We start from the raw sequence: 26,578 nt of genomic DNA on the forward strand, positions 1-26,578 counted from the left end.
CTGCCATGACGAAGTGTACTTTGGCCGCTCCGTCAGCGACGGACATCCAGCCCGCCAGCCATGAAGGCGTCGATATCGGCCTGGCCAAACAGGCTCGCATCGCCGGGCAGTGAATGCTTGAGACAGGTCAGCGCCAAACCGCTTTCCGCCATCGCCTTGGCATCGCCCCCATTCAGCCAGCCATGGAGCACGCCGGCTGCAAAGGCGTCGCCCGCTCCGATCCGGTCGACAATACCCGTTACCTCCACATCGGCAGTCTGATGAGAATCGCCGGGACAATCGACGCGTGCGGCGATCCTGTGATGATTGGCAGTCAGTACGTGGCGCGCCGTGGAAGCGATCAACTTGAGCGAAGGGAAAGCAGCAAAGCCCGCCTCTGCAGCTTCGCGGCGGCGATCTTCGCCATCGCCAGAGAAATCCCGGCCTAACACCAGGGAGAGATCGCGGTGGTTGCCGAACAATATGTCGGCGCTCCCGATCAGCTCGGACAGGATCGTCTTGGGGTCGCTGTCCCACGCTTCCCACAGCATAGCGCGGTAATTGCCGTCAAAGGATACCGGCACGCCCAGACGCTTCGCTGCACGCGCCGCCGCCAGAGTGTGGTCTGCCATGCCCGGCCCCAATGCAGGCGTGATGCCGGATAGATGCAGCAGTCCTGTTCCATCCAGCAGCGAGTCCCAGTCAAAGGCATCAGCTGCGCATTCGGCAAATGACGAACCGGCGCGATCGTAGACAATCTGCGATGCGCGCAGCCCCGCGCCGACTTCAAGGAAATAGAGCCCCATCCGGCCCGGCGCGAGGTCTACGTCCGAACAATCAACCCCATGCGACCGGACCGAGGCCAGGGCCCCGCGTCCAAGCGCATTGTCGGGCAGGCGGCTCACCATGCGGCAGGAATGGCCGAGATGCGCCAGACCGATTGCGACATTGGCTTCCGCGCCGCCGACGTGCAGATTCAACCGCGGCTCCTGCATCAGTAGGCTGTTGCCCGGTGCAGTCAGCCGCAGCAGTAACTCTCCGAAAAAGACGATAGGCTTGTTCATGCGGCGGGCTTACCGCGCCAGCCAGCCGCCGTCGACTGCAAGAATATGCCCCTGCACATAATCGGCAGCCTCGCTGTCCATTGTGATCGGCGCAATCTTCATTGGCCCACTTTGCGGCTCGAGCAGTGCCGATTTTCGGATACTCCTAAACGCGTGCTGGAACTGACCAGAAATTTCAAATGTCGCTGCGCGGCGGTGCGACCGAGTCCCTCAGCACCAGCCGGGACGGAAACTCACAAGGTCTTGCTCCCTCGTCATTCGGCGCAACCAGTTTGATCGCGGCTGCCTTCGCCATTTGGCGGATCGGCCAGCCCACGGTCGTCATCGGCGGCCAGATATGAGCCGCAATCGGCGAATCGTCGAAGCCGATCAGCGAAAGATCCTCGGGCACACTCAGTTTCCTGCGCCTGGCGGCATGAAGCGCACCGGCTGCCATTTCGTCATTGCAGGCAAAGATCGCCGTTGGCCGCGGCGCGACATCGAGCAAATGGTTGCCGGCTGCGATTCCCGAATCGAAACGATAGGTGCCTTGCGCCATCGCTTTCGGCGGGACTTCCAATCCGTGCCGCTTCATCGCCGCAAGAAAACCTTCACGCCTTTCGTGCGCGGAACGAAATCCCTCAGGCCCTTCGATAATCGCTATGCGCCGGTGTCCGATCTCGACCAGATAGTCGACCGCACGCTCCACGGATTCGCGATCATTCGATTCGACCAGATGCTCTGGGGCATCCAGTTCTGCCGAACCCATTCGCACATAGCCGCAGTTCAATTCCCGGCAGATCTTCGCGATCTCGTCGTTCTCGGAAATCGGCGGCAGGATCATGACGCCGTAGAGCCGCTGTTTCTCGAGGAAGTCACGAATGTCCGCCAGCATATCCGGCGAATGGCGATCGACCGGCCGCACCACCAGCGCAAACTCGGTGTTACGGATAGCGTCGAGAACGCCTTCCTGAAAATTGAGCACGGTCTGCGCATTGGGGTTGTCGTGAAGCAGGCCAAGCAGGAAGTTGCGCCGCAAAGCCAGCGCGCGCGCCTGGGGATTGGGGACATATCCAAGCTCTGCGATGACCGCCTCGACCTTCTCGCGCGTATCCTTTTTCAGGAGCGCCGAACGGTTGATGACTCGGCTAACGGTCTTCTTGGAAACACCAGCAGCACGAGCAACATCGTTGATGGTCGGTGCCTTGTTTTTTTCGGCCATGCAGACGCGTCCATCCCTCAATTCGGAAGCTCCTGCTTCCAGTCTATGGCGTGCCCCACATTGTCAGCGTTGCCCGCGGGTGATCGACAAGAGAATCAAGCCCGACGACGCGGCCAAGACACAAAGAAGCGCAAACAGTCCCTCAAAACCAAATACAGGGACCAGCAGCAATGTGAGCCCGGGCATGATCATCGACGGGATCGTATTGGTCAAATTGAAGAAGCCCAGATCGCGCGCCCTCGTTTTCGGGTTTGGCAGGACGCGCAATGTCTGCGCAGCATGAAGCGAGAGGAAGACCGTCGCGGCCAATCCGAACAGAACATACCCCACGATTGCGATGACAAGGCCAGGTGCCATCGCCATCACAGCAAGTCCGCCTGCCGCAATTGCGGCGCAAATGACGAGCGGCATGATCGGCCTGTCCCTCCGGTCGGCCCAGCGCCCCGTCAGCATCGCCAGAGGGATCGCAAGCACCAGCATGATGCTGAAGATTCGCGCCGTGTCATTGTCGGCTATCGAAGGGGAGATCGATCGGAACCAGAGCAGGAGATAGGCAAACAGCGCCGACTCCGCGACCTGCAGCAGCAGTCTCGCAATCCACATGCGGCCCACTGCGTGGTGCGGCGCGGATTGAGAGGCGGCGGTATCGAAACGCGAATCCCGTTCTTGCATCAACTCGGGAAAAGGCCTCGGATTGCCGAACAGCATGACTGGAAGGACACAGGCCGCCACAAACAGCGCCACCAGCCATATCCGCTCGTCTCCACTCGCAAGTCCGGGCACCGTTACCAGCGCTCCTGACAAGGCCCCGATCGCCGGAGCAAAGGCGAGGGATCCGCCCAGCGTGCCCTTTTGCCTGTCCGGAATGCAATCGCCCGCCCATGCGGCAAGCGGAGCAAGCATCATATTGATTGCGCACTGCCAGGCGACAATCATCGCCAACATCTGGCCCAGCGTTTCGGTCAAAGTTGCTGTCAGAAGCAAAGCGCAAGACAGGGCCAGCCCCGCCATGATCCAACCACGACGATTGCGAGTCACATCGCTCAACCAGCCGAAGAGGATATTGGCAAGGCTGGCGGAAATTGCGCCGGCGAAAGCGATATAGGCAAGCCAGCGAACCGCTTCGTCTCCAGCCAGATCGGCGACTCGCGCAGGCAGAAGGATCGTCAGGAACGGGACATAGCTGATCGATCCGCCGGCCCATGCAAGGGCATAGAGCAGCATGAAACGTCCACTTTGCCTGGCTACCGGTCCGGATGCTTCCACCGGCCTATGCCTCAATGTTTCCGAATGACGGGCGCCGGACCGGCCAAGTTGGGCCGGCCATGATTTTGACCGCTTGCCGCAGTATTGCCATCGCCCAGCCATCCCCTTGATCACAAGGACATATCGCTAGCGCCTTCGGCTGTACATTGCCATATGCATGCCCATTCGATCCGCAGAGATCTCGGGAACGGCAGACGCGAATCTATGGCGGACGCAGCGATCGGGTTAGCGAAGGATTCAGGGGCGAACGTTCGGCCAGCATTGGTGCGGTTCGCCCGTTTTCTCGGTGGGCCAGGTCAATTCATAGACCACCAAAAATCCGTCGTGATCGGACAGAGCCGGGCTGCCGGGCCTGCCGTCGAACATCGCCTCGACCCGCACAGGCCGAACGGAAATGCGCTCCCCATCCGCGAAATATTGAAGGTCCTGCGTATCCATCCAGGGCTCGTCGCCATCCCAGGAAATCTGCACATCGCAAGTGGCATCGTGTTCAAGGCAATATTCGTGGACCAGGATCGTTCCGTCATCGGGCCTTGAGAAATCGAACCGAATGTCGCTGCCCCGCATATTGAAATCCCCGCCAGCAATAAACGGATTGCGAAGATCGCTGACGGATGATGCGAAGGCCCTCAGCTCAAGCGTCTGGAGCGCGTGAGCGGAGTTCTGCCGCTCGACACTGACCTTTGAGGCCCTTTGCGAGTTCATGTGGCTGGTCAGCAGTTCCACGGGATCAGGCAGGCCAGGCAGGGCGATGCGCGCGAAAAGGACGCCCTTGTTGCTAAGGCAGTCGATACCCGCGCAGGCATATTTGCTGAAAGGTTCCGACGCATGGAACACGATCGGATACTCGCTTGCGATCGCCAGACCACCGCTCATGAGATGGATGCCCGCCTCCCCTTTGAACAGGTTTCGGCGGCCCTTGGTCTGCCCGGCGGGTTCAAGCTTGCGGGACTGCGTTCTTGACGGACCCACGGCGAGCGAAGGATAGGTGCTCCCGATTACCGCATCAATGGCAGCCTGGCTGAACATCTCCTGGAAGAGGACGACATCGGGTGCGGTTCCGCTGGCGCGAATATCTGCAAGGGCCCGTTCGATCTGTTTAAGGGAAGGTGCGCGATTCTTGCGCGCTGGCCAGGGCAATCCTTCGATATTGTATGTTAGAACTGTCAGCGTTGTGCGCGCCTGCTTCCCGTCAGGCGAAACAGTGATCTCCGGCGTTTGAGATGTCGCGCAATCGGCACTGTATGGTTTGGGAAGGCTGGCGCACCCGGCCAGCAGGGGCAGCAACAGCAACTGCCGGAAATGGCCTGCACGCGCGCTCATGTCCCGACATGCTCGAACGTGGGAACCATAATTGGTTACATCCCCGCTTCGACTGCCAGGCGGATCGCTTCGGCATTGGTCGCTGCGCCGATCGATTTCAGCATGGCGGCGCGATGCATCTTCACCGTTCGCTCACTCAGCCCGAGTTCGAATGCAACCTGCTTGGTCAGCTTGCCCTCCGCAATTCCGCGAAGCACTTCGACCTGGCGAGGAGTCAGCTTACTGACCGCTTCCTTCGCCTTTCGGCGCCGCTCGCCGAGCAAGCTCGTGGCATTCCCATTGGCCGCGCGATGGCCAGGCACAGAGGTTTCGACATGCGAACCGAGGATCCCGCTGACATTGCCCCTGTCGTCATAGACAGGCGCTGTCATGATCGCGTTCATGAAAGACGATCCGTCTTTCCTGTAACAAAGGAGCTCGACCATGACCGGCCGGAGACTGTCGATCCCCTCCTGTAATTGCCTGACCTTCTCCAGATCGGTTCCCGGACCAATCAGGAACTGCCAGTTGCGGCCCACGACTTCGTGGCGCTGATAGCCGGTCAGCTCCAGAAAACAGTCGTTACAGTCCATGATGGGGTTGCCGGCATGGTATGGATTCCTGACTGTGAAACCGATCCGGTTCAGCGAATCAAGATTGGATAGCGTCATGGAATTGTCCAAGACCAACGCATATTGGTTTCGCCCCTTTTATGGGCCGAGCCTAAGAGCAACCCGCTCGGTTTCGTTGATGTGTGCCCCAGCGTCACGACCTGCCCTTTGGTGCGCCTCCAAATACGTACAATAGTGCGGTCAGTGATGGCCATTGGAGCATGTTTTAGAGGATGCTCGCGGTACAATTGGCGAACAACCCGTCCCAAGGGGCAGGTTGCAAAAGCATATCTAATTTTCGAGGGAATCTACCGGATTGCCCGACCGCGATGCAGGCTATTGGAATCGGGCCTAAAATGCCTCGCCAAGCGATAGATAGAGCGCTTGCGAATCCTTGCCCCAGGCAAGATCGATCCGTGCATTTATCCGGTACTCAGGTGCAATTTCGTATCGCAATCCGATCCCTGCTGAAGGAAGATGATTGCTATCCCTGAGCTGTCCCAGGCCGCTTGCGATACCGCCCGTGCCCGCAAACACGACAGCACCCAATCGACCGGCGATCTTTTGCCGAATCTCTGCCTGGATCGCCCAGGCCGCCCGGTCGCGATAACGCCCGCCGGAATAGCCGCGCAGATCCGCCGAATCTCCGTATCGGCACAGGCTGTGAAACGGCGCATCGCGCCCTTTCGCGCAAAGCGAAACGCGCATGGCAAGGACACTGTCCGGGCCCAGCGGATGATAGGCATTGGCGGCCAGTCGCAGCGAGTAATAGGAAAGATCGCTGCCCAGCGCAGGCGTAGCATGGAGATACTGCCCTTCCAGCAATACTCCCCTGCTGGGATTGAACTGATTGTCGCGCAGGTCGAACTGAAACAGCGGACCAACCGCAACGATACGGTTGGAAAGTTCGCCTGATGAAAGCGGAATGTCCGGCTCCACCTCATCACCGGAAGGCGTGCTGCGGGTCGTGTCGACATCCAGAATATCAAGCTTTCCGCCTACAAACAGGTCCGGCGCGATTTCCACCAGGCCTTGTAGGTCGAGGTAGAAGCTCTTCTGCCGCAAGCTGATTGAAAGCCCGGCATCGCCCGCCTCTGCCCCGATCCCGTAAAATTGCACCTCGGTGGAGGAATAGCCCCCCAGAACGAATATCCGCTTGCGATCATTGTCGAGCGACATTCTCTGAAAGGCACCAAGCTCCAGATTACCCTTGTCGGTGTAGAGCCCACCGATCCCGCTGGTCCAGGGCGCACCCGCTCCCTTTGGCTGGTAGAAGCGGATCAGCCCAAGACCGAGTCCTGTACCCAGGGTCGGATCAATCACTGGCAAAGGAATCATCAACCGCTTCGCCGCCCGCGCGGCAAGCTCCGCCTGGCTGGCGACGCTGAAATTTCCCTGGGCGGTCTCGGCCTGTGGAAGCGGAACGATCGCTTTCTCCGGCCTGTCTCCAGACAGGCTTGTTTCATGTTCGGCCGCTGCAACCTGCCCGCTATTATCTTGAGCCGTTGACGTGTTTGGCGCCGCCGCAGCCAGGGCCGCGACTATGCAACACGACCCGAACCGGCCACTCCGGGTTCTGCCGGTGCGCACCGCCACGGATCAGACCAGCGTCACTTCGGGGACGAGATCCAGCCGTGCCAGCGCCACCAGGATCGTGTCGATCGCCAGGGCCACCTGCATGAAGATCAGCACGGAGGCCACAATCTTGAGGATCAACAACAGGCTGGGCAGGCGCAGTATCTGCGAGTTGTAATACATCACCGCCAGATTCATCGGTACGATCAGCGCCAGAGCGCCGGCCACGTTAAACGGCATGTGCGGGTATTCCGATGCCAGCATCATGAAGATGAGGATTGAGGCGATCGTTGGCGGGGTAACGATCAGCTTTGTTGCGACATGTGCGAAGGAGAAATCCAGCGCACTAATCTCGCTTGGCTTGGCAGGCTGCGGTGGCTTCTTGCCGATCAAGCCATTGAGCGCCGTCAGCAACAGGACCACACCACCCGCCAGCATCAATGCTTCGATCGAGACCTGATATTCATAGAGCAGGAGCGGCGCACAGAGCGCCACCGCTGTTACGGTCGCTCCGGAAATGAGCGTCGAGCGGAGCGCCACTGCGCGTTTGAATGACTCGTCATAGCCTTCGGTCTCGCTGGCGAAGTACACGATCAGCTTCACTGGCCCCATCAGCGAGAAGAAGATCGTAAAAACGAAAGTGAAGTCGTCCATGAATGCCGTGCCCTGTGTTCCTGCGCTCCCTTGCGGCACGGGTGGCATCGGCCGGAGCGGGCCGTCCCGACTGAACCTGGGAGGGGTTTCGACCATTTACCAAGGTGTCTGCACTCATCCGAACCTGCACATTGGGGCAGGTTGTGGAGCGTGAGGCCAGCGCTCATGATTCGAGACATATTGGCGAAGTCGCATGGCGCGTGCCGCCTCACGCGGCACGGACGGATTGCACGAAATGTTTCGTTGGCAGAATGCCTTACGCGGCCAGTTCCACCACCTTCTTGCCCTCGGTACCCTTCCGGCAATCGTATCTCTATGCCCGCTCGCATTTGCCCCATCGGCGTCGGCTCAGACGCTCGACGAACTCGTCCCGCCTGACGCCGCCCGGGACCCTGAAGGCTGGGTTGAAGACGGGATTGCTGGCGACCAGAGGGCAGAGCCAGATCAACCCGCAGATGAATCGCGCGCGCGCGGTGAGACTGACCTCCCCTGGCCCGGAGAAGGCGAACTCGACCTACCCCCTCCCCTCCAGCCCGATGAAACGCTCGTATTCGACGATGGCTGGTTGGACGAACAGGGGCCGGAGAGCGAGCTGGAAATCCTGACGATTGCTGAGGGGTTGGAACTGGACCTGCCCGAAAGCCTTCTCGCCCGACCCGAATGGGACGATATCCTGCGGCGGTTCAACTCACTTTCGAATGTCGTCACGCTTTCCTCAGAAAAGGAAAACTTTGCGCAATTGGCGGTAAGAGCCAGCCATGACGAGGAACTGCTCGGCCAGCTCCTGCGCATTCACGGCTACTACGATGCACGCGTTTCACATTCGCTGGAGGCGCAATCGCTCATTGAAGATGATGCTGCTGCCGAAGTCTGGCCCTCTGTCCGATTTCGTATTCTCCCCGGCGACCAATTCCGCTTCGGTTCGATCGATCTCGGTCAACTTGAGCAGACCGGCCAGGACTATCCAGCCCTGCGTGAAGGCTTCGAGATTGAGCCCGGCGATCCGGTCCTTTCGGATGTTATCGAGCAGGAACGTGCAGATCTGGAAGAGGTGCTTGGTGAAGCCGGCTATCCCTTCGCCGCGATCGACGAGCCGCATCTGCTGATCCATTCCGATCGCAGCGAAGCCGATCTGACAATGCAGGTTGAACCGGGAGGCAAATATGTCGTCGGATCGATCGCAAGTCTCCAGCCCGATTTCCTCTCGTCGCGCCATCTCGCGAGGCTGGCGCGCTTCCAGACCGGCGAACTGGTCAGGCAATCGAGCATGCTCGATTTGCGGCGCGCCATATTGGCCACCGGGCTCGTCTCCAATGTCGACATCACACCAAAAGAGGCGAACGCCCCTGTTGGCGAAATCCCCGGCGTGGCTGATCTGGAAATCGACATGACCGAAGCACCGCTGCGCAGCATAGAGCTGGGCGCGGGCTATGGCACCGACCGGGGCTATCAACTCTCCGGCAGTTGGGAGCACCGCAATCTCTTCCCACCGGAAGGCATGTTGCGCCTGCACGGAATTCTGGGAACCCGCGAGCAGGAAGCGGGTGTCACCTTCAGGCGTAGCAATCTGGGTGGGCGCGACCGGATACTGACCGTTGGCCTCAACGGCGACATCCAGAAACGCAATGCCTACAAGGCCCGGCGAGCGACCTTCACCGCTTCTTTCGAGAAGAAGAGCACAATCCTCTATCAGAAAGGGTTCGCCTGGGGAGCAGGGATCGAAGCGACGATTTCCGAGGAGGCCGAAAAGACCGCCTCGGGCAAATTGGGCGAGCGCAAGACATACAAGGTCGGAGCAATCCCGCTCCATGGACTTTACGATACCACCACCGACCTGCTCGATCCGGTCAGCGGCTTCAAGCTCGCCTTGCAGCTCTCCCCTGAGATCTCGCTCGAAAGCGGGAACGCCCCGGCCTATCTTTGGGGGCGGATCGACGCTTCGACCTATTTCAGCATTGGCGAACGATCGATCCTGGCGCTGCGCGGGGCAATTGGCAGCATCGTTGGGACCGAACTGGACAAGGTCGCCCCATCGCGGAGGATGTATGCCGGGGGTGGCCATTCGGTTCGTGGCTATGGCTATGAATCAATTGGGAAAAGCTCTGTTCCAGGCCAGCCAAATGGCGGCAGGTCGCTGGCCGAATTCTCGATCGAGGCACGGATTCAGACATCCATGCTCGATGGCGCACTGTCCGTGGTGCCATTCATCGATGCCGGGACGGTTGGGCCGGATTCCACGCCAAATTTCAAAGAGATCCGCTACGGTGCAGGGGTAGGCCTGAGGTACCAGACCGACATAGGGCCGCTGAGGCTCGATCTTGCCACACCGATCAACCCACGTCCCCAGGATGGCTGGCTGGCGGTCTATGCCTCGCTTGGGCAGGCGTTCTGATGGCTGCGCGGGCGCCAGATGAGAACGGGGCAGAGGAGGCCCTCAAAAGAACTCAGGCAGGGTTTTGGCTGCGATGGAGTCTGCGAGCCCTTGCCGGATTGCTGGCCGCAATCGTCGCATTGGCAATTTTGATCGATACGCCAATCGGCCACCGCGCAGTGGCGAATTACGTCGAAGGTTTGCGCCCACAATCCGGGCTGCGGATCAAGATAGGGGAGATCACGGGATCGCTCTACGGCAAGTCCGCGTTCCACCGGGTTGCGATCGGCGATCCGCAAGGCGATTTCTTGCATGTACCAATCGCAGAGCTGGATTGGCGCCCGCTCAGCTGGCTCTATTCGGGGCTCGACATTCGCAGCCTTGCCTTGCGCCATGGCCGATTGCATCGTGTGCCGGCCTTCGACAGTTCCGCTCCCAGCCAGCTCTCATTGCCCGAATTCGATCTCCGTATCGACCGGCTGGAGATCGATGGCCTAGAGATTGCCAAAGGGATCGCGGGTGACATGCGCAGAATCGATTTTCTCGTCAGCGGCGCCTTGCGTGACGATGCGGTGATGCTTGCGGCAAAGGGGCAACTCGGCGGGACTGACAGGCTGGCCCTCTCGCTCGACGCCGAACCGGAACAGGACCGTTTCGACATCCATCTTGATTATGTCGCTCCGGCAGGCGGGCTGCTTGCGGGGCTCACAGGCGCAGAAGAGGAATGGATTGCCCGCGCCAACGGCGATGGCAATTGGGCAAGCTGGAACGGCTCGATCGAAATGGTCCGGTCAGGGTCGCAGTTCGCCGAAGCAGCCCTCACAAATCGCGCTGGCCTGTTCGATCTGAAAGGAACGATCCGCCCTGCACCATTGCTCGAGGGGCTGGCAAAGCGGGTGGCAGGTGATGCACCGGCCATCTCCGCACGCGGACGCTTCGACGATCGTATCTACACAGGACTGCTCTCGTTCAAGTCGGACGCCGCCGATATGCAAGGCGAAGGCTCCATCGATCTGGCCGGAGATCGCTTCGAGCGGTTCGCCGTCAACCTCGCATTGCTCGACCCGGCACTGTTTGGCCCGGCCCTCACGCTTGAAGGGGCACGCCTCGACGCGACGCTGAATGGCCCATTCGAAGCGCTCGACATCGATCATCGCCTCACCGTCGACCGGCTGGCTGCGAATTCGATCGAAGCGCAAAATCTGGCACAGAAGGGAATTGCACGGCCTGGCAAGCAAGGCTGGCAAGTCCCGCTGGATCTGAGCATCGGAAAAATCCGGTCCGGCACTGAAGCCCGAGGCGCGGAACTTTCGGCAATGCGAATGAATGGCGTGCTGGTTCTCGCCGTGAATGACGGGGACGCGCAGCCCTGGTCGCTCAAGGCGAATGTCAAAGGAATTGCCGGTCGTCTCGAAGACACATTGATGCAAGGCATCGCTGGACCGCAGATCACATTTTCCGGAAAGCTTAGCGGCGGCCAGTATGGGCCTTGGCGACTGGCCGATGGCGCGTTTACCAGCTCTCGCCTGGCGCTTGCGATCGACGCGCAACTGGATGACGGCGATGCCAGCTTCACCGCTAGCGGCAGGCATCGTGAATATGGGAAGTTCTCGTTTCAGGGATCCATGGCGAACAAGAATCTTGCAGCCACCGCCAGGTTCGAACGCCCCTACGCACCAGCAGGTATCGAAGACGCCCGCATTTCGCTGAAATCGATCCCAGGCGGATATGCGCTGGAGGCGGCGAGCGATTCAATGCTGGGCCCTGTCGAAGGCGAGGCCCGGCTGCTGACGGCAAGGGGGGGCCAGCCGCGGCTGCATGTGGACCGGCTAAACGTCTGGGACACAAGGGTCAGCGGAGAAGTTCGGTTCGATGACGGCGTGTTACTGGGCGAACTCGATATGGCCGGCGGCGGCCTCTCCGGCCAGGTCGCGTTTTCGCAGGGAAACGGGAAAAACCAGGCCTATTCCGCCGACCTGACAATGAGCGACTTGCAGTTTGGCGGCGACGGGGCACTTTCGATCACGCGCGGAACGCTCGCGGCAAAGGGACAATTGATGGGCGAGCGCAGCACGCTCGACGCACTGCTGGATGCACAGGGCGTAGGCTATGGCGAGCTCTACTTCGGTAGGATGGACGCAAGGGCAGTATTGGCGGAAGGGCGCGGCACGGCCAGCGCCAATCTCGCGGGATATGGCGGCAGCAAGTCCGCGCTGCAGATCAGGGCTGAACTTACGCCCGGACAAGCGCTGATCGCTGCCCGCGGCCGGTATGACGGCGACAAAATCACTATGCCCCGTCGCGCGCGGCTTTTGTGGAATGGTGACGGGAGCTGGAGCCTGCGTGAGGCGCAGCTCGATTTCAGCGATGGCTATTTGCAGGTGGAAGCTGGAGCCGAAGCCAGTGGCACCACGCACGGCACACTCAGCCTGTCAGGCATGCCGATCGGGATTCTCGATCTGGGTTTGAGGCAGGAAGGCTTGAATGGAACCGCCTCGGGCAAGATCGAATGGTCTTCGCACGGAGCGGAACCGTTAGAGGGAACCATGCGCCTCGATGTGAAGCGCTTCAGCCGATCCGGCCTTATCCTTACGTCTCAGCCGGTGGACCTGGCGCTCAATGCCAAACTCACGGCGAGCGGGTTGCAAGCCAAGGCCAATGCAAGGAGTGAAGGCGCGCAATTGGGCCAGATGGCGCTCCGCGTCGACGATCTGCCTGATGCAGGCACTCTCATCGAGCGGATCGCGCGCGGAAGCCTGTCCGGCTCCGTGAACTATTCAGGCCCCGCCTCGGCGATCTGGCGGCTCGCCGCTATCGACGCATTCGACTTCACAGGCCCGATATCGATAGATGCCCGAATGGGGGGCACGCTAGACGGTCCACAGATCGACGGCAGCCTGCGGGGTGACGGGCTGCGCATGCAAAGTACAATCACCGGTACAGACCTGCGGAATATGGCCGTGCGCGGCTCGTTTACAGGCTCGAGGCTGAATCTGACGCGTTTCAGCGGAACCGCCGGTGAGTCCGGCAGGATCAGCGGCAAGGGCACGATCGATCTGGCGGAAACCCTCGATCACGCTCCACGCATCGACATAAGGCTCGCTGCAAAGGACGCGCGGCTGTTCGACCGTTCCGACATCGCTGCAACGGTTAGCGGCCCCATGCGGATCTATTCGGATGGGCGAACCGGAACGATCGCGGGGCGATTGAGCATTGAACGGGCGGACTGGCAGCTCGGCAATGCCGACGCGGCGGAAGCATTGCCCCTGATCGATTATAGCTACGCTGGTGAGACAAATGCGCGTGCCATCCCGGTGAGGCGCAAAGCCAACTGGCGATATCTGGTCGATATTCAGGCCGACGACCATTTGCACGTTGAGGGTCTTGGGCTGATGAGCGAGTGGAGCGCCGATATCCGGCTCAGGGGATCGGTGCAGGATCCGCGGATTGGCGGTCGTACCAACTTGCGCCGCGGGGACTTTGCCTTTGCCGGAACGCGGTTCGACATCAAGCGCGGGAAGATCGAGTTCGACGAGGCAACCGCCCCCGATCCCATCCTGGACATTCAGGCGGAATCGCTGGTCGATGAGCTCAATGTGCAGGTGTCCGTTTCCGGCAATGCCTCTTCGCCGGAAATTGCCTTCCGCTCTACGCCCGGTCTGCCAGAGGAAGAGATCGTTTCGCGGCTGTTGTTCGGCGACGGATCGGACGGTCTTTCGACCGGCAACGCCCTGCAACTTGGCGCGGCGGTATCGGCGCTCCGATCCGGCGGCGGACTTGGCCCGATAAATGGCCTTCGCGGGATGCTCGGGATCGACCGGTTGAGGCTGCTTGCGCCCAATCCTTCGATCGAGCGCGAAACGGCAATCGCAGTCGGCAAGCATTTCACCCGTCGGCTCTATGCCGAACTGATCACTGACGGGCAGAGATACAGCGCCACCCAGTTGGAGTTCCGCCTGACCAATTGGCTGTCACTGTTCGCGCATACCTCGTCGATCAGGCAGAACCACGCCAGCCTGGAATATCGCAAGGACTATTGATTGCCCTCAGTAAGGCGTAGCCGGGCGCGCAAGGTCGATTGAATGGTTTGGGTCGCACGAGACTTGCCGACTTAACTTGTTCAAAGAAAAGCCCGACATGTGGTTACATGCCGGGCCGCAAGAGTTTTGGGGTGTCTAGCAGAGTGCAAGTAGATTTAGGGCCAGGTCCCGTTGGCCACCTGGAAGGCCCGACTGACCCTGCCCGGAGCTTCGTCTCGCGCTCCGTCTTCCGGGCAGCGCCGGATCAGGCCCCGGCCATGCCTGACGGCTTCCGGCTTTAGAACCTTCCGACGAGAGCGATCACGCCCTGATGCCGCTTTGTCTTGAGGCCGGTATCAACCTTCATGTACTCGTATTTTCCATAGTTCGAGTAACGGTATTCGGCGCGGATGGCGAAACCCTTGGACAGGCCAACTTCAACGCCGGGGCCCATGCGAAAGCCCTTCTGCCTGCTGCTGATGGACGTAAGACCATTGGTCTCGTCGAAAGCTTCAAGCCCAACCTTGGCCGAAGTGTAGCCTGCCTTGAAATAGACCAGGGAACTGCTTCCAACATTGATGCCGGCCCGGGCACCGATATAGAAATCGCTCTTCGCCTTGAACTGAGTCAGTTCGGCTGGCTCTGTGGTCTGCGGAATGGCGACCAGCGGCGGTGTCGTGGAGTTCACCTTCTTCTTGCCACCTGTGCCGGTGTATTCGACTTCAACGCCCAGAATGCCTCCGCCCAGGTCCGCGTCATATCCGGCCGTAACGCCGTAGAGCAGGCTCGATTTCTTCGCTTTCTCGGTTCCGTCGCTGACACGCACGGAATCCGCGCCCATCACGACGCCAGCCTTGAAGCCACCCGTGCCACCGTCCTGCGCCAATGCAGGAGATGCCATGGCTGTCATCGTAGCCGCCCCCATTATTAGAACCTTTTTCATAAAAGACCTCCAAAATATCTAAAATCTCTATATTACTTTGTGTAATATTCTATACGCCTGTCGGAATTGTCCGTTTTTATTTACAAAACGTCATTTTTACATTCCCGTTGGAAAAAAGCGCTGACCCTTACAACAATCCTTTTGGCCGACGCTTGAAGATGAGGCTTGCACCAAGGCAAACCTCATTCAACCTGCCCAAACGGGTATATTGCGGAGGGTTCTTGGAGGCTTAGTCTTCACCGCATCGACAGCGATGAAACCGGGTTCCGAAACAATCATTTCCAGCCAGCAAGGTCTGGACAATTCGCCCGGATCGAGGATGAAGACCATGATTATCGGCAAATACCGCATCATCGGCGGCGCAATCCTGGGACTATGTGCAATCCCCATTGCCGCACCCGCATTGGGCCACGTGGATACCAGCTGGGACGGCCTGGTGCAGGTGGAATCCAAAAAGATGGATACCGTCTATCTTGAACCCTATGCGGACTTCAGCGGCTATCGCAAGGTGATGTTCGACAAGCCGGAAATCACTTTCAAGAAGAATTGGCGACGCAACCAGAACCGCTCCGCGCTGAGCCTTGGCGGAAGGGTGAACGAGCGGCAGGCCCAAAGGATTCTGGAAGGGGCACGTGACCTGCTCGACGAAGCTTTCCGCAAACAGTTTTCGGAAGCCGGGTATCAGGTCGTGACAGCCCCGGGGCCAGATGTCATGCGGATCACGCTTGAGATCTTCGACCTCGATGTAACGGCGCCGGAGAATAATTCTCCGGGTATTTCATATACCTATGTGCAGGAATCCGGAAAGGCCACGCTCGCTCTGGAAGTGCGCGATTCCGAGACCGGCGACTTGCTCGGGCGCACGGTGGACAAGGGCAGGACGGGCAGTCGCGGCGGGGATTTCATCCTCGCAAACAATGTCAGCACAGCGGCGGACTTCAATCGACTCTTTTCGCGCTGGGCCAGGATCTGCGCGGCTGGCCTGAATGAGTTAAAGACACTCTCACCCATCGACGAAGCCGGGCAGCACAAGAAAGATTGATCCGCATCAGGCTGCGAAGCGTTCCGCTCCTGGTCTGCGGGCGCAATCCGTCTGCCCGGAATTTAGATATGAACTCTGGCGCGGATCGTGAGGATTACCGCGTCCTTCTTCTCCGTTTCGAATGGCTTGAGCCATTGCAGATCGCCGGTCAGTTGCAGCCACGGAGCAGGACTGTAGTTGTAGAAGCCTTCGATCCCGGATTCATCCCGGCGGTTAATGCCCAGCTGGTTCAACCCGTCCAGTAGGTCCCTGCTGAACCCGTTCTTGAAGTAGGCCAGGCCCCATTTGTCTTGCGGCCGCCCGGGCGTGTTGCCGCCCAGACCAGCATAGAAACCCCACGCCAGCGGATTGGGGTTGGCATCGGATGCCCCGAGATAGCCAAACACGCCCCAACCCGCACCGGGCGTAGTCGGGTCGACATGCAGGAACTGCTGCGCCTGCACATTCACATACCATTTGCCCTTCTTCTGAAGGAACTCTTCCGACCCCGGTGGCAGTTCCGCAAAATCCGGTATCCGGGTTAGATCGAAACCTTTCGAGCTGCTGGCAACGCCGCGTACCGAATAGAATCCCGGCAATCCGCCGATTTTCGCCAGGAAGGTCAGATTCAATGCGCCGGTCACTCCTGTCTCGAACGGGTGGGAAAAGACCCGCCAATCCTGCGCATTGCGCGGATCGAACACCATCAGTGTGGCAATCACCGGCTTAGTCTCAACCTTCATGATGGCACCGCCGACATAGGGCGTAATGATGCCGGTGACCGGTCCAGCAATCGCGGTGTGCAGGAAGGTTTCTTCCGTCCCGCCGCCCACCAGCGGAGCCGCTCTGGCCGAATGCAACAGGTTGAACTTGCCAATGCTGAGCGTGGCCTTCGAAGCGATCTTCTGCGTCAGCACAAAGGAAGTGTCGTGATCCTTCCCCCCCAGTCGCGGGAACGCAATGGTCCCAAAGGGGAGCAACAGGCCGGACTCTTCGTTCAGCAGATCCTTGCCATAGACGAACTCCTGAGCGACCCTGAACGAACCTCCTTCCCACAAACCCAGTCGGCCAAGATCGGCATCCGCGATCAGCGTGGTCTTGCCGCCCAGCTTCCATTCGCGCGATGCATCGCCCGCTACGAAGCCGGTCAGGGAATGGGTGAACCAGGCCTCCAGTTCGACGGGCTTACGTTCCTTGTCTGCGGCTGGCGGAGCGGGCGGCGGTGGCCCCACAGGCTCAGCTTCCTCTTGCTCTGGGTCAGCACCATCCTGCGCGATCGCCGCGCCGCATGGGAGGGCCGCCAAGCACAAGAGTGACGTGGAACAGGCCATTCGCAACAGCTTGCATTTTGAGATGGAAATCAAGAACTTCCTCCGGCGTATCGGGCCAAGTTCTGTCTGCTCGAACACGGGTGGAATGCGTATCTCCCACTCCGGAGCAGCCAGGGTGCTGGACGAAGACCGATCGGATTATCAACGGGTCGATTGATAGTGGAGGAGGGTGAGCTCCATCCTAACCGGTTCGCCCAGCATGGAAACAGTCACAGCTAAGCCAGAGTGGAACAATATGCCCATTGGGGTAGGTAACCGCCCCCTCATCGCAATGATATCCGAAGCTTGGCTCCAAATTGGCGGGCCCGCAGCGGAAGGAATGCATCATGGCTATTCAGCGCAGAAGAACGGTTCACTGCGTTGCAACGATCCTGGCCGTTTCATTGCCCATGCCAGCGGCCGCGCAATCCCTGGATGACGATTTCTGGATCGAAGCTGGGGTCTATTTCCCAAAGCTCGATACGGACATTTCTGCAACGTCGAAGGAGTACGACTTCATCGGGACGGAAATCGATCTCGAAAAAGACCTGGGGCTGAAGACTTCTTCCAACCTAATAACAGCTACGGCCGGCGCACGGTTATCGAACTCGATCAGTCTGGTTGCCGATTATTACAAGATTGGTCGAAAGGGAGAGATCGGCATCGCGCGCGAACTGATCTATGACGATGTGACCTATCCGGTCGCGGCCAGCCTCAAGACCACATTCGACAGCGACATCTACCGCCTGACGTTGAACTATTCCTTCATCCGCAATGACGCGCTTGAAATCGGCATTGGCGGCGGCGCGCATGTAACCGACTTTTCCGTCCAGCTTTCAGGCGAAGGACGCGTCGGCAACGAGTCCCTGGTGCAGTTCGAAACGCGCAAGGAAAAGCTGACCGCCCCCTTGCCTACGATCGGTGTCTATGCGGCTGGCAAGATTACACCGCGCCTGACGCTTGGAGCCAGGGCGGAATATCTTTCGCTCAAGGTCGGTGACTATAAAGGCCGGCTCGCCAATACGCAGGTTGCGCTGACCTATCGCCTGTTCGATCATGTCGGCTTGGGGATCGCTTTTCGCCGGGTCGACTACCGATTGAAGATCGACAAGCGCGACTGGTTCGGACGATACGACTATCGTTTCAATGGACCTGAAATCTTCCTGAAAGCAGGGTTTTAGAACAACAAGCTCACGCCGAACTTGAGCTGGCGATCGGCCGCTCCCTTCGGGGTCGAGACATTCCAGTAATAGCCCAGGCTCACATCCAGCGATGTGCCGCTCTGCTCGTTCAGCAGGATCGTCCTGCCGCCCGTCAGCCCAAGCGGAACCGACCAGCCAGTGGTGTCTTTCGGCGCGCTCCAGTTATAGGCGACCGTATTGTTGTATCCGCCGTACCAGCCTCCGCCGAATCCATAGATCAGGATTGGCTGCATGGTGGTGACACTGAAACCATCCTGCCCCCACAGGTGCCCGATCACCCCGCCCCATGACAGATCTCCCGATTGTCCGAATACGACCGCGGTTGGCCCTGCACCCATGCTTGGCCCTTCCAGGGCGGGCTTGGAATGCGTCGGAAGCGAGACCTGCAGCCCGAAGCCATAGGCCAGTTTCCCACCGGTGGGCGAATAGATCATCTGCACGATCGTATCGCCGATGCCCCATTCCATCGTAGTGTTCGGCGTCGGGTCTGGCAGGATCGGCGGCACAGCGGCATCAGGCTGCACACCCTGCACCGGAATCACGCCGCGCATGATCAAGTTGGCGCCATCAAGCGGAACAGAAAAGACCGGCTGGATCTGGAAATTGTAGCTATCCTGATCGTTGGTGCCGGTCTTATAGGCGATCGTGTTGTCGGTCATGATCGCAGCGATGTCCCCCAGCGGATTGGCCGCCTTGCGCGCCGCCTGGCAGGCCGCATCGCAATTGGGATCCACCGCTTCAGGCTCCTGCGCGATCTCATCCTGTGCAAAGGCAATGTTGGCTGGGGCTGCTAGTGCCAATGCGACAATGAATCCCGCCAGCGACCGGTTGATGTTTCGGTTCATCGCAGGATCAATCGCGTCCGAACAGGTCGACGACCGCGCCAGCAGTTGCGCCCACCGCAGCCCCCGTCCGCGCATCGCCCGCCAGGGCGCCGATACCCGCGCCGACCACGCTTCCGCCCACTGTGGCGCAGGCCGCTAGCGGCAGCAGCACCGCTGCGCAGGCCAGCACGATTTTTCCGTTACGTGTCATTGCTTCTTCTCCACGTAGATCAGCCAGAGAACATCCAGCACCGTGTCGCCCGTCTTGTCGGGATGGGCGGCGAAATAGGCGTCCACCGCGTCGACCATGCCTTCCAGCGTGGCCCCCTTCAGGGCGGCATACATTTCTGGAACCGCCGATTGCTTGTCGTTCGGCGGATTGGCGCTGGCGGCCTGGACTTCATGTTCCGCATTTACCGTGTTGGCGATGCCCATGGTGTAGGCGAGTTTCTCGTTCTCGGTGGATTGCTTCCACACGGTGCCCGTCACATAGGAACTGGATGCCGATGCGACGCTGGCACTCAAGAGAATCCCAAGCGCTGCAGCCACGCCCAAAAACCGTCTCGATCTCATCTCAGCACCTCTTGTCATTGCAGTACGCAGTCCACGATCCGGAGTGTCCGGGCGGAAGCGAATGCACCGATCGAGTCGCCATCCAGCCCCAATTCCTTGATCTGTTGGCTGAAACCTGCCTCTCCAGGCCTACCGCCAGCAACCTGTATCAATGGACAGGTTTCACTGGGGGGCCGGTCAATCGGCAAGCAATGCCGATTGCTCAAGCCGGGATTGGACAAGCTGTCCTTTGGGGCATAATCTTTCCCTGGAAGATGCACTTGGGGGCATTCGTATATGACTTTAACCAGGCTCGAATCCCTGGATGATGTCGCATTCATCGCGACCGATCCGCGCTTGCCGGACAATCCGATCGTCGATTGCAATGACAGTTTTCTGAAACTGACAGGCTATGAGCGCGACGAGGTTATCGGCCATAACTGCCGCTTGCTGGCGGGGCCCGGAACCGATCCGGAAAAACGGCGGCAACTGCGCGAAGCGATCGCTGATGAGCAGCCGATCATGGTCAAGCTGCTCAATTACAAGAAGGACGGCACACCCTTCATGAACGCCGTGATGGTCGTGCCGATCTATGGCGACGACCGCGAGTTGATCGGCTATCTCGGCTCGCAGCTCGACGTAAGCTCTTCAAGCGACATTTCCCTGGAAGAACGCACAGCCAAGGCACGCAAGGCTATGGCCAGGCTCAGCCCGCGCCAGGCTCAGGTTCTCAACGGTCTGGTGGATGGCAAACTCATCAAACAACTCGCCTATGACCTCGACTTGAGCGAACGGACCATCAAGATGCACCGCGCCGCCATGCTGAAATCGATCGGCGCGTCGAACAATGCAGAAGCGATCCGGATAGCAGTCGAAGCGGGGCTTTAGCCTGCCCCTACGGGAGCTTGCTCCTGGGACATGCCCCCACGTCCATGTTGCTCCAGCCTGCAAGAGCGGGCTGATACGGCGAGCATGGCACGAGGCGAGAGCATAATCGGGCGGGCTACAATGCGGCCGGGGCCCCGTGCCGCGCGACAGGCTGCTCTGCTCCTCTCGCTGGCCGCTCTCTCCCCATGCGGCGCATTTGCCCAGGATTCCGGTGAAGTCACGACCCCCTCCAGCGATACGGAAGACAAACCCAGTGCGGAGGAGGTGCGAGAAAACGTGGTGTCTGCCGGGGAAGACCCGCTGCAGAAATGGCATGCCGAAACGCAAACTGACGAGATCGATGAACGAGTGGGAAGGCCGCTCAAGGTACTGCTCTATGGTAGCGCGCGGCTTGACTACACCATCGCCAATTCCACCGGAAAGCTGGGCGATGCGGGATCCAGGTTCGGAGCATTTGGCGAATGGGCGCCAAGCAATAGATTGTTGCTGTTCGCTCGCGCCGAGGCAGGTCTCGACCTGATCGAAGGTTTCAGCGATTTGTCCAAGAGCGGCTCGAAGAAGAGCGAAGACGACGATTCCAAGGTATTCGACCGCTTGCTCTATGGCGGCATTGAGACGCGGCGCTTCCTGCTCGTATTCGGCAAGAACTGGTCTACCTACTACCAGGTCTCCGGTTTCACCGACGAGTTCGACAGCACCGGGGGCGATGCATCGGGGACCTACAATGCCGGCACCGATGGCGGCCCAACAGGGACCGGACGCGCCGACCTTGCGCTGCAGGCGCATATCTCGCTCAAAGGACTGGCCGAAAGGATTGGCGCGCAATCGCTTCACCTTAACCTGCAGGCACAAGATGGCCGCCCGATCCCCGGCTTTGATGATGCAAAATACGGCGTTTCAATCGGAACGAGCGGGATCATCCGCTTTTCGAAGAATGTCGAATTGGGCCTCGCCTATAATTTCGCGGAAATTCAGCTGGCCGATCGCCCTGCCCTCGCGGCGGTCGGCATCAATGGCAATGCGCATGCGGCCCTACTTGGCGTGCGCTGGATCGACAATGACTGGTATCTTGCGACGACAGTCGCGCGGCTGGTCAATCACGAAGCGACGGACGGATTGAACTATTTCGATGGCTGGGGCTGGGAGGTATATGCGCGCCGCCAGATCACAACCCGATTCTCGATTGTTGGCGGCTGGAACTGGTTGAAGCCCGACGCAGATGAGATCCAGGCGAACGACTATCGCCAGCGCTATGGTGTGATCGGCGCGCGCTATGCGCTGAGCCGGGAGAACGGGCTGGAACGCTATGCCTATGTCGAATGGCGGATCGACGACAGCCGCGAGGAGAATGGCGATAAGGTCGGCAACAGCATCGTGCTGGGCCTGCGCATGGACCTATAGACGACCGCTCGCTTGCTGCGGATCGGAACGCCTGAGCGCCCCGACACCGCAGCTAGCGGTAAGTCCTCCTAATAGCCGTAATCCCCGAAATCATCGAAGCCGTCGAAGCTTTCGGCGTCAAAATCGAAACCCAGATCCATGGTCCCAAAATCCTCACCGAAATCGTCCATCGCATAGTCTTCAAACGACTCGATTTCGGCCTCCGAACCCATATCGAACGGCACTTCCTCGAAATTGTGCTCGACCATGTCCTGAATATCGAGCCCGTCCTGGGTCTGTACATCGTCCCAGCCAAGATCGAGCTCGTCGGTCATGGCGACCAGATCACCGTCATTGATGTCGAATTCCTGATCGATCAGGTAGTCGTCTGCTGCGATCAGATCGGCATCGGAGATATCCAGAGTGCCCATATCGAGCTCGAGCGCGACGTAGTCGATATCGATCGCCACATCGACATATCCCCAATCATAGGGCACCGCATCAATCCAGCCATCCCAGATGATGATGTTGATGTCGATCCAGCCTGGGCACCATGCTCCCCACGGCCCCCACCACCAGTGCCAGCCCCACATCCAGCTCGACATGATCCGCGAAGCGATGAAGCCATCGACAAAGCCCGATGACGTATAGCCCGCCCGGCGGATCTTCTCTGCTTCCCGGCGAATCTTCTTGATGCCTTCCTGCATCTTCTTGTTGTTCTTCGCCGCGTTGCGCTCGACCTGGTCGAGCTTCGCCATTATCTCCTTTTGCTGCTTCTTGAGCTCGTCGAGCTGGCGGCGTTCCTCCTTGGTCAGCTCGCCGCCTTTTCTGAGGCGAGCGGCCTCCTTGCTGTAATTCTGGTCGAGAGTAGTCACGAGACCGGTCAGCGTCTGCATCGCCTTGGTCAGCGCGGCATTGTTTGCACCGCTCATGGTGATCGCCACATCGGCCTGGATCACCTGGCCATGCGCCGAGGCCAATCCGGTGAAGAAGGTATCGTCCTTCAGCGTCATGCCCGTCTGCGCCTTGTCGAGCGCTTCGTTCAGCTCCTTCATCGCCTTCCAGAATGGCTTGGCTTCAGATTTGGAACTGTCGAGTTGCGGCGCGGCGCGCGCGGCTCTTACAACCGCACCAACAGCGCGCTGGGCCCTGGTGATGAGCTCAGCAGCGTCCATCTGGCCGGGCTGGCTCGTAGCCACAGCAGCCATTTGCTGGGGCTGGCTTTGCGCCGAGCAGGCTACCGGAACCAAGCCAATACAGCTTGCCAGCAGGACGGCTTTGAATGTGTGTTTCATGTCGACTTGCTCCCCGGAAGAACGCGATGAATTTCAAGGGCGCAACACCGGTCACGCCATGCATAAAGGCTCCGCATTTTGGGTGTGGGCTTCAACCCGTCCCAAGGGGCAAGTCCGTGCCGGCAACTACTCCCGGCACGGACCCTCGCTGACGGTAGATCGGGAGTGGATCAGATCCCGTCGCGATGACGAACCTTGCCATCCATGATCGTGAAGAGGATCTTCACTTGATCGATCTTGTGCGGGTCGACCTCGAACAGATTTTGATCGAGCACGACCATGTCGGCCATCTTGCCGACCTCCAGAGAACCGATCTTGTCGTCCAAACCTCTGCCCTTCGCCGCGCCCAGGGTTTGCGCGTAGATCGCCATGTCGAGAGGAACACGTGCCTCCTCGCCCCCAAGCGGCGGAACATTGTCGCGACCCGGCAGTTGACGGGTCACAGCGGTGCGGATGGAAAGTAGGGGCTTGTATTCAGAAAGATATCCCGACGCCGGCCAGTCTGAGCCGAGGGATATGTTTCCGCCGGCCTCCCTGATTTTCTTCATCGGGAACATGGCCTGGACGCGGGCAGCGCCAAAGCGCTCGGTGGTAATGCTCTGGAGGAGTGGATCAAAACTCATCCAGAAACCGGTCGTGTCATAGGTCACCCCGACCTTGGCGAGGCGGGGAATATCCTGCGGGCTGACCAGGACGGCATGCGAGACGGCGAAATGGCTTTCCGTCGCGGGATTGGCCTTCCTTGCCGCCTCGGTTGCGTCAATCAACTTGCGTACGGCGAGATCGCCAAAGCAATGACAGGTGACATTCAGCCCCTTGGCGGCGGCTTCGGCTACAACCTTGTTGAGGATGTCATAGGGAATGATCGGATCGGGCTTGGCATCCGGCTTGTCGGCATAGGGCTCGGTCAGGAGCGCACTCCACTTTTCGTCGCCGCCGTCGAGATTGATCTTGAGGGTGTCAACTTCAACCAGTTCGGATTTGTACTTTTCCTTCAGCTTGAGGAGCGGCGCTATCGGATCGATCTTGGGATCGTTCCAGTAATAGGATCCCTGCAGGCGGATCGGAAGCCCGCCCTCCTTTTCGCGGTTCAGAACCCATTCGAAGGCTTCTTCGTTGGTCACGCCCTGGACGCCGTAATCGAATACCGTGGTGATCCCTGCGGCAGAGAATTTGGGCAGCCAATCCTTGACGCCTTCCAGGACGGTGTCGGCGTTGAACGTCCTCAGCTTGGTCAGCACCTGCAATTGTGCGGGCACTTCGATGATGAAACCGGTTGGATTTCCATCCGCATCCTTATCGAAGAACGAATAGCCGGGAACAGTCTCGGGCGTATCCTTGTCGACCCCGGCAATCTCCAGTGCCTTGGAATTTACAAAGGCGCTATGGCCGTCGACCGTCCAGAGATAGATTGGACGTTCGGATTCGACCTCGTCGAACATGGCCTTTGTCGGCAAACCATCCGAGAAGGTGCTGAGGCGCACGCCGTAGCCCTCAATAACCTCGAGATCGGGATTGTCCTTCACATACTGGCGAAGCTTTTCGAACACCTCGTCCTTGTCGTCGGTTTGCAGGTCCACACCTTGGGCTACGATGCCCCCGGCAATCATATGAAAATGCCCTTCGACAAAGCCGGGGACCACCATCTTGCCTTCGAGGTCAACGACATTGGTCGCAATGCCGATCTGGTCCTTGAGGCCTTGGGCATCGCCGACATAAGTGATCTTGTTGTCCTCGACCACGATCGCCGAAGCCCAGGGCTGCTTCGGATTCATCGTATAGATCTTGCCGTTGATCAGTGCCCAGTCCGAGCGCGGATTGGCGCGGTTGGAGATGCCCTTATCAAACGACAGTGCGTTTCCATTCGGCGTGGTAGGCGCGGTAGTCTGCGCGAGCACCATCTGTGAGGCAGCGGCGATCGAAACCGCCGCGAATGGTGCCAGGAACTTGCTGTACATGTGAACTCCCTCGATCAGGATACCGGGCCGATTGATCCGGCAAATGCTGAGGAGCTAGGCTCCCACCCGGAGTAGGCACGGACAACCTGCCCATGCGGGCATGTTCCGGGCCGTCAACAGATGGCCATGCGAGGGCATCCGAGCCTGCATAAGCAGTCGAAGTTCCCGATAGGGTATCCCATCACCAGGGCTCGGCGAGGTTCACGGATTGTCTGACTTCAGGATGCAGCACTCGGCTCAGACAGGTCGCGTTGCTTCCGGAACTCGCTCGCCGTTCGCCCTGTCATCTTCTTGAAGAATCGCGCGAAATAGGCGGGGTCGGAGAAACCGAGCCGCGCCGCGATTTCCTTCACGCTCGCTCCGGAAAAGCTGAGATAGCGCATGGCTTCAAGCAACAGTCGCTCGTGAATGACTGCGCCTGGCGGCTTGGCCAGGATGGAATGGCAGGCACGGTTAAGGGTCTGTTCCGTGGTTGCAAGCTGCCTGGCGTAATCCGCAACTGTCCAGCCATGAGCGAAGTGATCGTCCACCAACACGCGAAAGCGGTCCACCACTTGCCGCCGCCGGTTTGCGGCAACTCCTTTCGAGCTTTCTCCAAGAAGATCGTCCGCGCAGGCCAGCAATAAGGAGAGTTGTGCCGCCCTGACATCGGTCATCCGGGCGGCATGTCCATCGGCCTGCCCAGCCCCCAGATCCGCCAGCAGCCAGACAAGCCGGGCAAGTTCGGGCGAACCGGGCTGCAGTCCGGACTGAGACACGCGGCGCCTGCGAAAGAGCGAAAGCTGTCGTGCCGCTGCAAGCCGGGGATCGTGCAACATATCTTCTGCGATCGACACCACCCATCCCTCCGATCCCGGATCGAAGGCGAAAGCATGGACGCACAGGCTGGGCACGGCCACCAGAGTGAGCTGCGAGAGCGGCTCTTCGTCGCCATCGGCAGCAATGCGTCCGGATCCCCGCTCCAGCAGAAGCAATTGGTGAATATGCGGATGGCTATGGGGAGAGATGTTCCAATCGTGCAAGCGAGATCGAGCAGAAACAGTCTCGATATGAAGGAATTCAGGTGCGCCTTCCGCCCATTCCTCTCCATAAAGGCTGAACTTTCGCCACTCTTCACCGGTTCGATCCATCGACAATGGATGCACCAGTTTGATAGAAATGTC

At 59.5% G+C, this 26,578-nt stretch carries 21 protein-coding genes; 6 read left to right on the forward strand and 15 right to left on the reverse strand.

Annotated features, from left to right (window positions below; genetic code table 11):
- Positions 1-32 precede the first annotated feature (32 nt).
- The 7 genes from ACQY6C_RS00225 to ACQY6C_RS00255 form a co-directional block, all read right to left on the reverse strand.
- Positions 33-1,043: a PfkB family carbohydrate kinase gene (locus ACQY6C_RS00225; RefSeq protein ID WP_427963431.1), complete on the reverse strand. Its 1,011-nt coding sequence runs from the start codon at positions 1,041-1,043 to the stop codon at positions 33-35.
- Positions 1,044-1,218: 175 nt separating this feature from the next.
- Positions 1,219-2,244 carry a LacI family DNA-binding transcriptional regulator gene (locus ACQY6C_RS00230; RefSeq protein WP_427963433.1) on the reverse strand — a complete coding sequence of 342 codons (1,026 nt, stop codon included), beginning with the start codon at positions 2,242-2,244 and terminating at the stop codon, positions 1,219-1,221.
- A gap of 63 nt (positions 2,245-2,307) precedes the next feature.
- The gene (locus ACQY6C_RS00235) at positions 2,308-3,510 is read right to left on the reverse strand and encodes an MFS transporter (RefSeq protein ID WP_427963435.1); all 1,203 of its coding nucleotides are present in this window, start codon (positions 3,508-3,510) and stop codon (positions 2,308-2,310) included.
- A gap of 237 nt (positions 3,511-3,747) precedes the next feature.
- On the reverse strand, positions 3,748-4,833 hold the full coding sequence (locus ACQY6C_RS00240) for an endonuclease/exonuclease/phosphatase family protein (protein WP_427963437.1): 1,086 nt from the start codon (positions 4,831-4,833) through the stop codon (positions 3,748-3,750).
- Between the two features lie 35 nt (positions 4,834-4,868).
- Entirely contained in the window at positions 4,869-5,405 is a 537-nt protein-coding gene (locus ACQY6C_RS00245) for a LuxR C-terminal-related transcriptional regulator (protein ID WP_427963439.1), read from the reverse strand.
- Between the two features lie 369 nt (positions 5,406-5,774).
- Positions 5,775-6,761 carry a BamA/TamA family outer membrane protein gene (locus ACQY6C_RS00250; RefSeq protein ID WP_427963441.1) on the reverse strand — a complete coding sequence of 329 codons (987 nt, stop codon included), beginning with the start codon at positions 6,759-6,761 and terminating at the stop codon, positions 5,775-5,777.
- 261 nt (positions 6,762-7,022) lie between these two features.
- On the reverse strand, positions 7,023-7,652 hold the full coding sequence (locus tag ACQY6C_RS00255) for a MarC family protein (RefSeq protein WP_427963443.1): 630 nt from the start codon (positions 7,650-7,652) through the stop codon (positions 7,023-7,025).
- Positions 7,653-7,845: 193 nt separating this feature from the next.
- Between ACQY6C_RS00255 and ACQY6C_RS00260 the strand changes: the two genes are divergently transcribed.
- Positions 7,846-10,044 carry an autotransporter assembly complex protein TamA gene (locus tag ACQY6C_RS00260; RefSeq protein ID WP_427963445.1) on the forward strand — a complete coding sequence of 733 codons (2,199 nt, stop codon included), beginning with the start codon at positions 7,846-7,848 and terminating at the stop codon, positions 10,042-10,044.
- Between the two features lie 128 nt (positions 10,045-10,172).
- Complete coding sequence (locus ACQY6C_RS00265; protein WP_427963447.1) at positions 10,173-14,063, forward strand: translocation/assembly module TamB domain-containing protein; 3,891 nt, start codon at positions 10,173-10,175, stop codon at positions 14,061-14,063.
- Positions 14,064-14,340: 277 nt separating this feature from the next.
- Here ACQY6C_RS00265 and ACQY6C_RS00270 read toward each other — a convergent pair whose 3' ends face one another.
- Positions 14,341-14,952 carry an outer membrane protein gene (locus ACQY6C_RS00270; RefSeq protein ID WP_427963449.1) on the reverse strand — a complete coding sequence of 204 codons (612 nt, stop codon included), beginning with the start codon at positions 14,950-14,952 and terminating at the stop codon, positions 14,341-14,343.
- A gap of 352 nt (positions 14,953-15,304) precedes the next feature.
- Here ACQY6C_RS00270 and ACQY6C_RS00275 point away from each other — a divergent pair, with 352 nt between their 5' ends.
- The gene (locus ACQY6C_RS00275; protein ID WP_427963451.1) at positions 15,305-16,027 is read left to right on the forward strand and encodes a DUF3313 family protein; all 723 of its coding nucleotides are present in this window, start codon (positions 15,305-15,307) and stop codon (positions 16,025-16,027) included.
- A 62-nt stretch (positions 16,028-16,089) separates the two neighbouring features.
- Here ACQY6C_RS00275 and ACQY6C_RS00280 read toward each other — a convergent pair whose 3' ends face one another.
- On the reverse strand, positions 16,090-17,310 hold the full coding sequence (locus ACQY6C_RS00280) for a carbohydrate porin (protein ID WP_427963453.1): 1,221 nt from the start codon (positions 17,308-17,310) through the stop codon (positions 16,090-16,092).
- Between the two features lie 353 nt (positions 17,311-17,663).
- Here ACQY6C_RS00280 and ACQY6C_RS00285 point away from each other — a divergent pair, with 353 nt between their 5' ends.
- Positions 17,664-18,497, forward strand: a complete 834-nt coding sequence (locus ACQY6C_RS00285; RefSeq protein ID WP_427963455.1) for an outer membrane beta-barrel protein — start codon at positions 17,664-17,666, stop codon at positions 18,495-18,497.
- On the opposite strand, the gene ACQY6C_RS00290 is transcribed toward ACQY6C_RS00285, so the two are convergent.
- From ACQY6C_RS00290 to ACQY6C_RS00300, 3 genes are read right to left on the reverse strand one after another with little or no spacing between them, the layout of a single operon-like run.
- The gene (locus ACQY6C_RS00290; RefSeq protein ID WP_427963457.1) at positions 18,494-19,363 is read right to left on the reverse strand and encodes a hypothetical protein; all 870 of its coding nucleotides are present in this window, start codon (positions 19,361-19,363) and stop codon (positions 18,494-18,496) included. The two genes, ACQY6C_RS00285 and ACQY6C_RS00290, sit on opposite strands and share 4 nt — an antisense overlap.
- A 7-nt stretch (positions 19,364-19,370) precedes the next feature.
- The gene (locus tag ACQY6C_RS00295; RefSeq protein WP_427963459.1) at positions 19,371-19,553 is read right to left on the reverse strand and encodes a hypothetical protein; all 183 of its coding nucleotides are present in this window, start codon (positions 19,551-19,553) and stop codon (positions 19,371-19,373) included.
- Positions 19,550-19,891 (reverse strand): hypothetical protein, encoded by a 342-nt coding sequence (locus ACQY6C_RS00300; protein WP_427963461.1) that lies wholly within the window; start codon positions 19,889-19,891, stop codon positions 19,550-19,552. The genes ACQY6C_RS00295 and ACQY6C_RS00300 overlap by 4 nt, the downstream gene beginning before the upstream one ends.
- A 300-nt stretch (positions 19,892-20,191) precedes the next feature.
- On the opposite strand from ACQY6C_RS00300, the gene ACQY6C_RS00305 reads away from it, so the two are divergent.
- Complete coding sequence (locus ACQY6C_RS00305; RefSeq protein WP_427963463.1) at positions 20,192-20,782, forward strand: PAS domain-containing protein; 591 nt, start codon at positions 20,192-20,194, stop codon at positions 20,780-20,782.
- Positions 20,783-20,902: 120 nt separating this feature from the next.
- A complete protein-coding gene (locus ACQY6C_RS00310; protein WP_427963464.1) occupies positions 20,903-22,183 on the forward strand; it encodes a hypothetical protein in 1,281 nt (426 codons plus the stop codon).
- 68 nt (positions 22,184-22,251) lie between these two features.
- Here ACQY6C_RS00310 and ACQY6C_RS00315 read toward each other — a convergent pair whose 3' ends face one another.
- The 3 genes from ACQY6C_RS00315 to ACQY6C_RS00325 form a co-directional block, all read right to left on the reverse strand.
- Entirely contained in the window at positions 22,252-23,457 is a 1,206-nt protein-coding gene (locus ACQY6C_RS00315; protein WP_427963466.1) for a hypothetical protein, read from the reverse strand.
- Positions 23,458-23,627: 170 nt separating this feature from the next.
- Complete coding sequence (locus tag ACQY6C_RS00320) at positions 23,628-25,415, reverse strand: amidohydrolase (RefSeq protein WP_427963468.1); 1,788 nt, start codon at positions 25,413-25,415, stop codon at positions 23,628-23,630.
- 218 nt (positions 25,416-25,633) lie between these two features.
- Positions 25,634-26,545 (reverse strand): helix-turn-helix domain-containing protein, encoded by a 912-nt coding sequence (locus ACQY6C_RS00325; RefSeq protein WP_427963469.1) that lies wholly within the window; start codon positions 26,543-26,545, stop codon positions 25,634-25,636.
- Positions 26,546-26,578: the final 33 nt, after the last annotated feature.

It is taken from the genome of Altererythrobacter sp. (assembly GCF_050299635.1).
GTDB lineage: Bacteria > Pseudomonadota > Alphaproteobacteria > Sphingomonadales > Sphingomonadaceae > Erythrobacter.

Bases quoted from the DNA above. Each gene is read 5' to 3' on its own strand.
- ACQY6C_RS00245 (WP_427963439.1), bottom strand. From the start codon at position 5,405: ATGGACTGTAACGACTGTTTTCTGGAGCTGACCGGCTATCAGCGCCAC.
- ACQY6C_RS00260 (WP_427963445.1), top strand. From the start codon at position 7,846: ATGGCGCGTGCCGCCTCACGCGGCACGGACGGATTGCACGAAATGTTT.
- ACQY6C_RS00225 (WP_427963431.1), bottom strand. From the start codon at position 1,043: ATGAACAAGCCTATCGTCTTTTTCGGAGAGTTACTGCTGCGGCTGACT.
- ACQY6C_RS00290 (WP_427963457.1), bottom strand. From the start codon at position 19,363: ATGAACCGAAACATCAACCGGTCGCTGGCGGGATTCATTGTCGCATTG.
- ACQY6C_RS00250 (WP_427963441.1), bottom strand. From the start codon at position 6,761: ATGATTCCTTTGCCAGTGATTGATCCGACCCTGGGTACAGGACTCGGT.
- ACQY6C_RS00285 (WP_427963455.1), top strand. From the start codon at position 17,664: ATGGCTATTCAGCGCAGAAGAACGGTTCACTGCGTTGCAACGATCCTG.
- ACQY6C_RS00270 (WP_427963449.1), bottom strand. From the start codon at position 14,952: ATGACAGCCATGGCATCTCCTGCATTGGCGCAGGACGGTGGCACGGGT.
- ACQY6C_RS00305 (WP_427963463.1), top strand. From the start codon at position 20,192: ATGACTTTAACCAGGCTCGAATCCCTGGATGATGTCGCATTCATCGCG.
- ACQY6C_RS00255 (WP_427963443.1), bottom strand. From the start codon at position 7,652: ATGGACGACTTCACTTTCGTTTTTACGATCTTCTTCTCGCTGATGGGG.
- ACQY6C_RS00295 (WP_427963459.1), bottom strand. From the start codon at position 19,553: ATGACACGTAACGGAAAAATCGTGCTGGCCTGCGCAGCGGTGCTGCTG.
- ACQY6C_RS00315 (WP_427963466.1), bottom strand. From the start codon at position 23,457: ATGAAACACACATTCAAAGCCGTCCTGCTGGCAAGCTGTATTGGCTTG.
- ACQY6C_RS00320 (WP_427963468.1), bottom strand. From the start codon at position 25,415: ATGTACAGCAAGTTCCTGGCACCATTCGCGGCGGTTTCGATCGCCGCT.
- ACQY6C_RS00310 (WP_427963464.1), top strand. From the start codon at position 20,903: ATGCGGCCGGGGCCCCGTGCCGCGCGACAGGCTGCTCTGCTCCTCTCG.
- ACQY6C_RS00325 (WP_427963469.1), bottom strand. From the start codon at position 26,545: ATGGATCGAACCGGTGAAGAGTGGCGAAAGTTCAGCCTTTATGGAGAG.
- ACQY6C_RS00275 (WP_427963451.1), top strand. From the start codon at position 15,305: ATGAAGACCATGATTATCGGCAAATACCGCATCATCGGCGGCGCAATC.
- ACQY6C_RS00240 (WP_427963437.1), bottom strand. From the start codon at position 4,833: ATGAGCGCGCGTGCAGGCCATTTCCGGCAGTTGCTGTTGCTGCCCCTG.
- ACQY6C_RS00230 (WP_427963433.1), bottom strand. From the start codon at position 2,244: ATGGCCGAAAAAAACAAGGCACCGACCATCAACGATGTTGCTCGTGCT.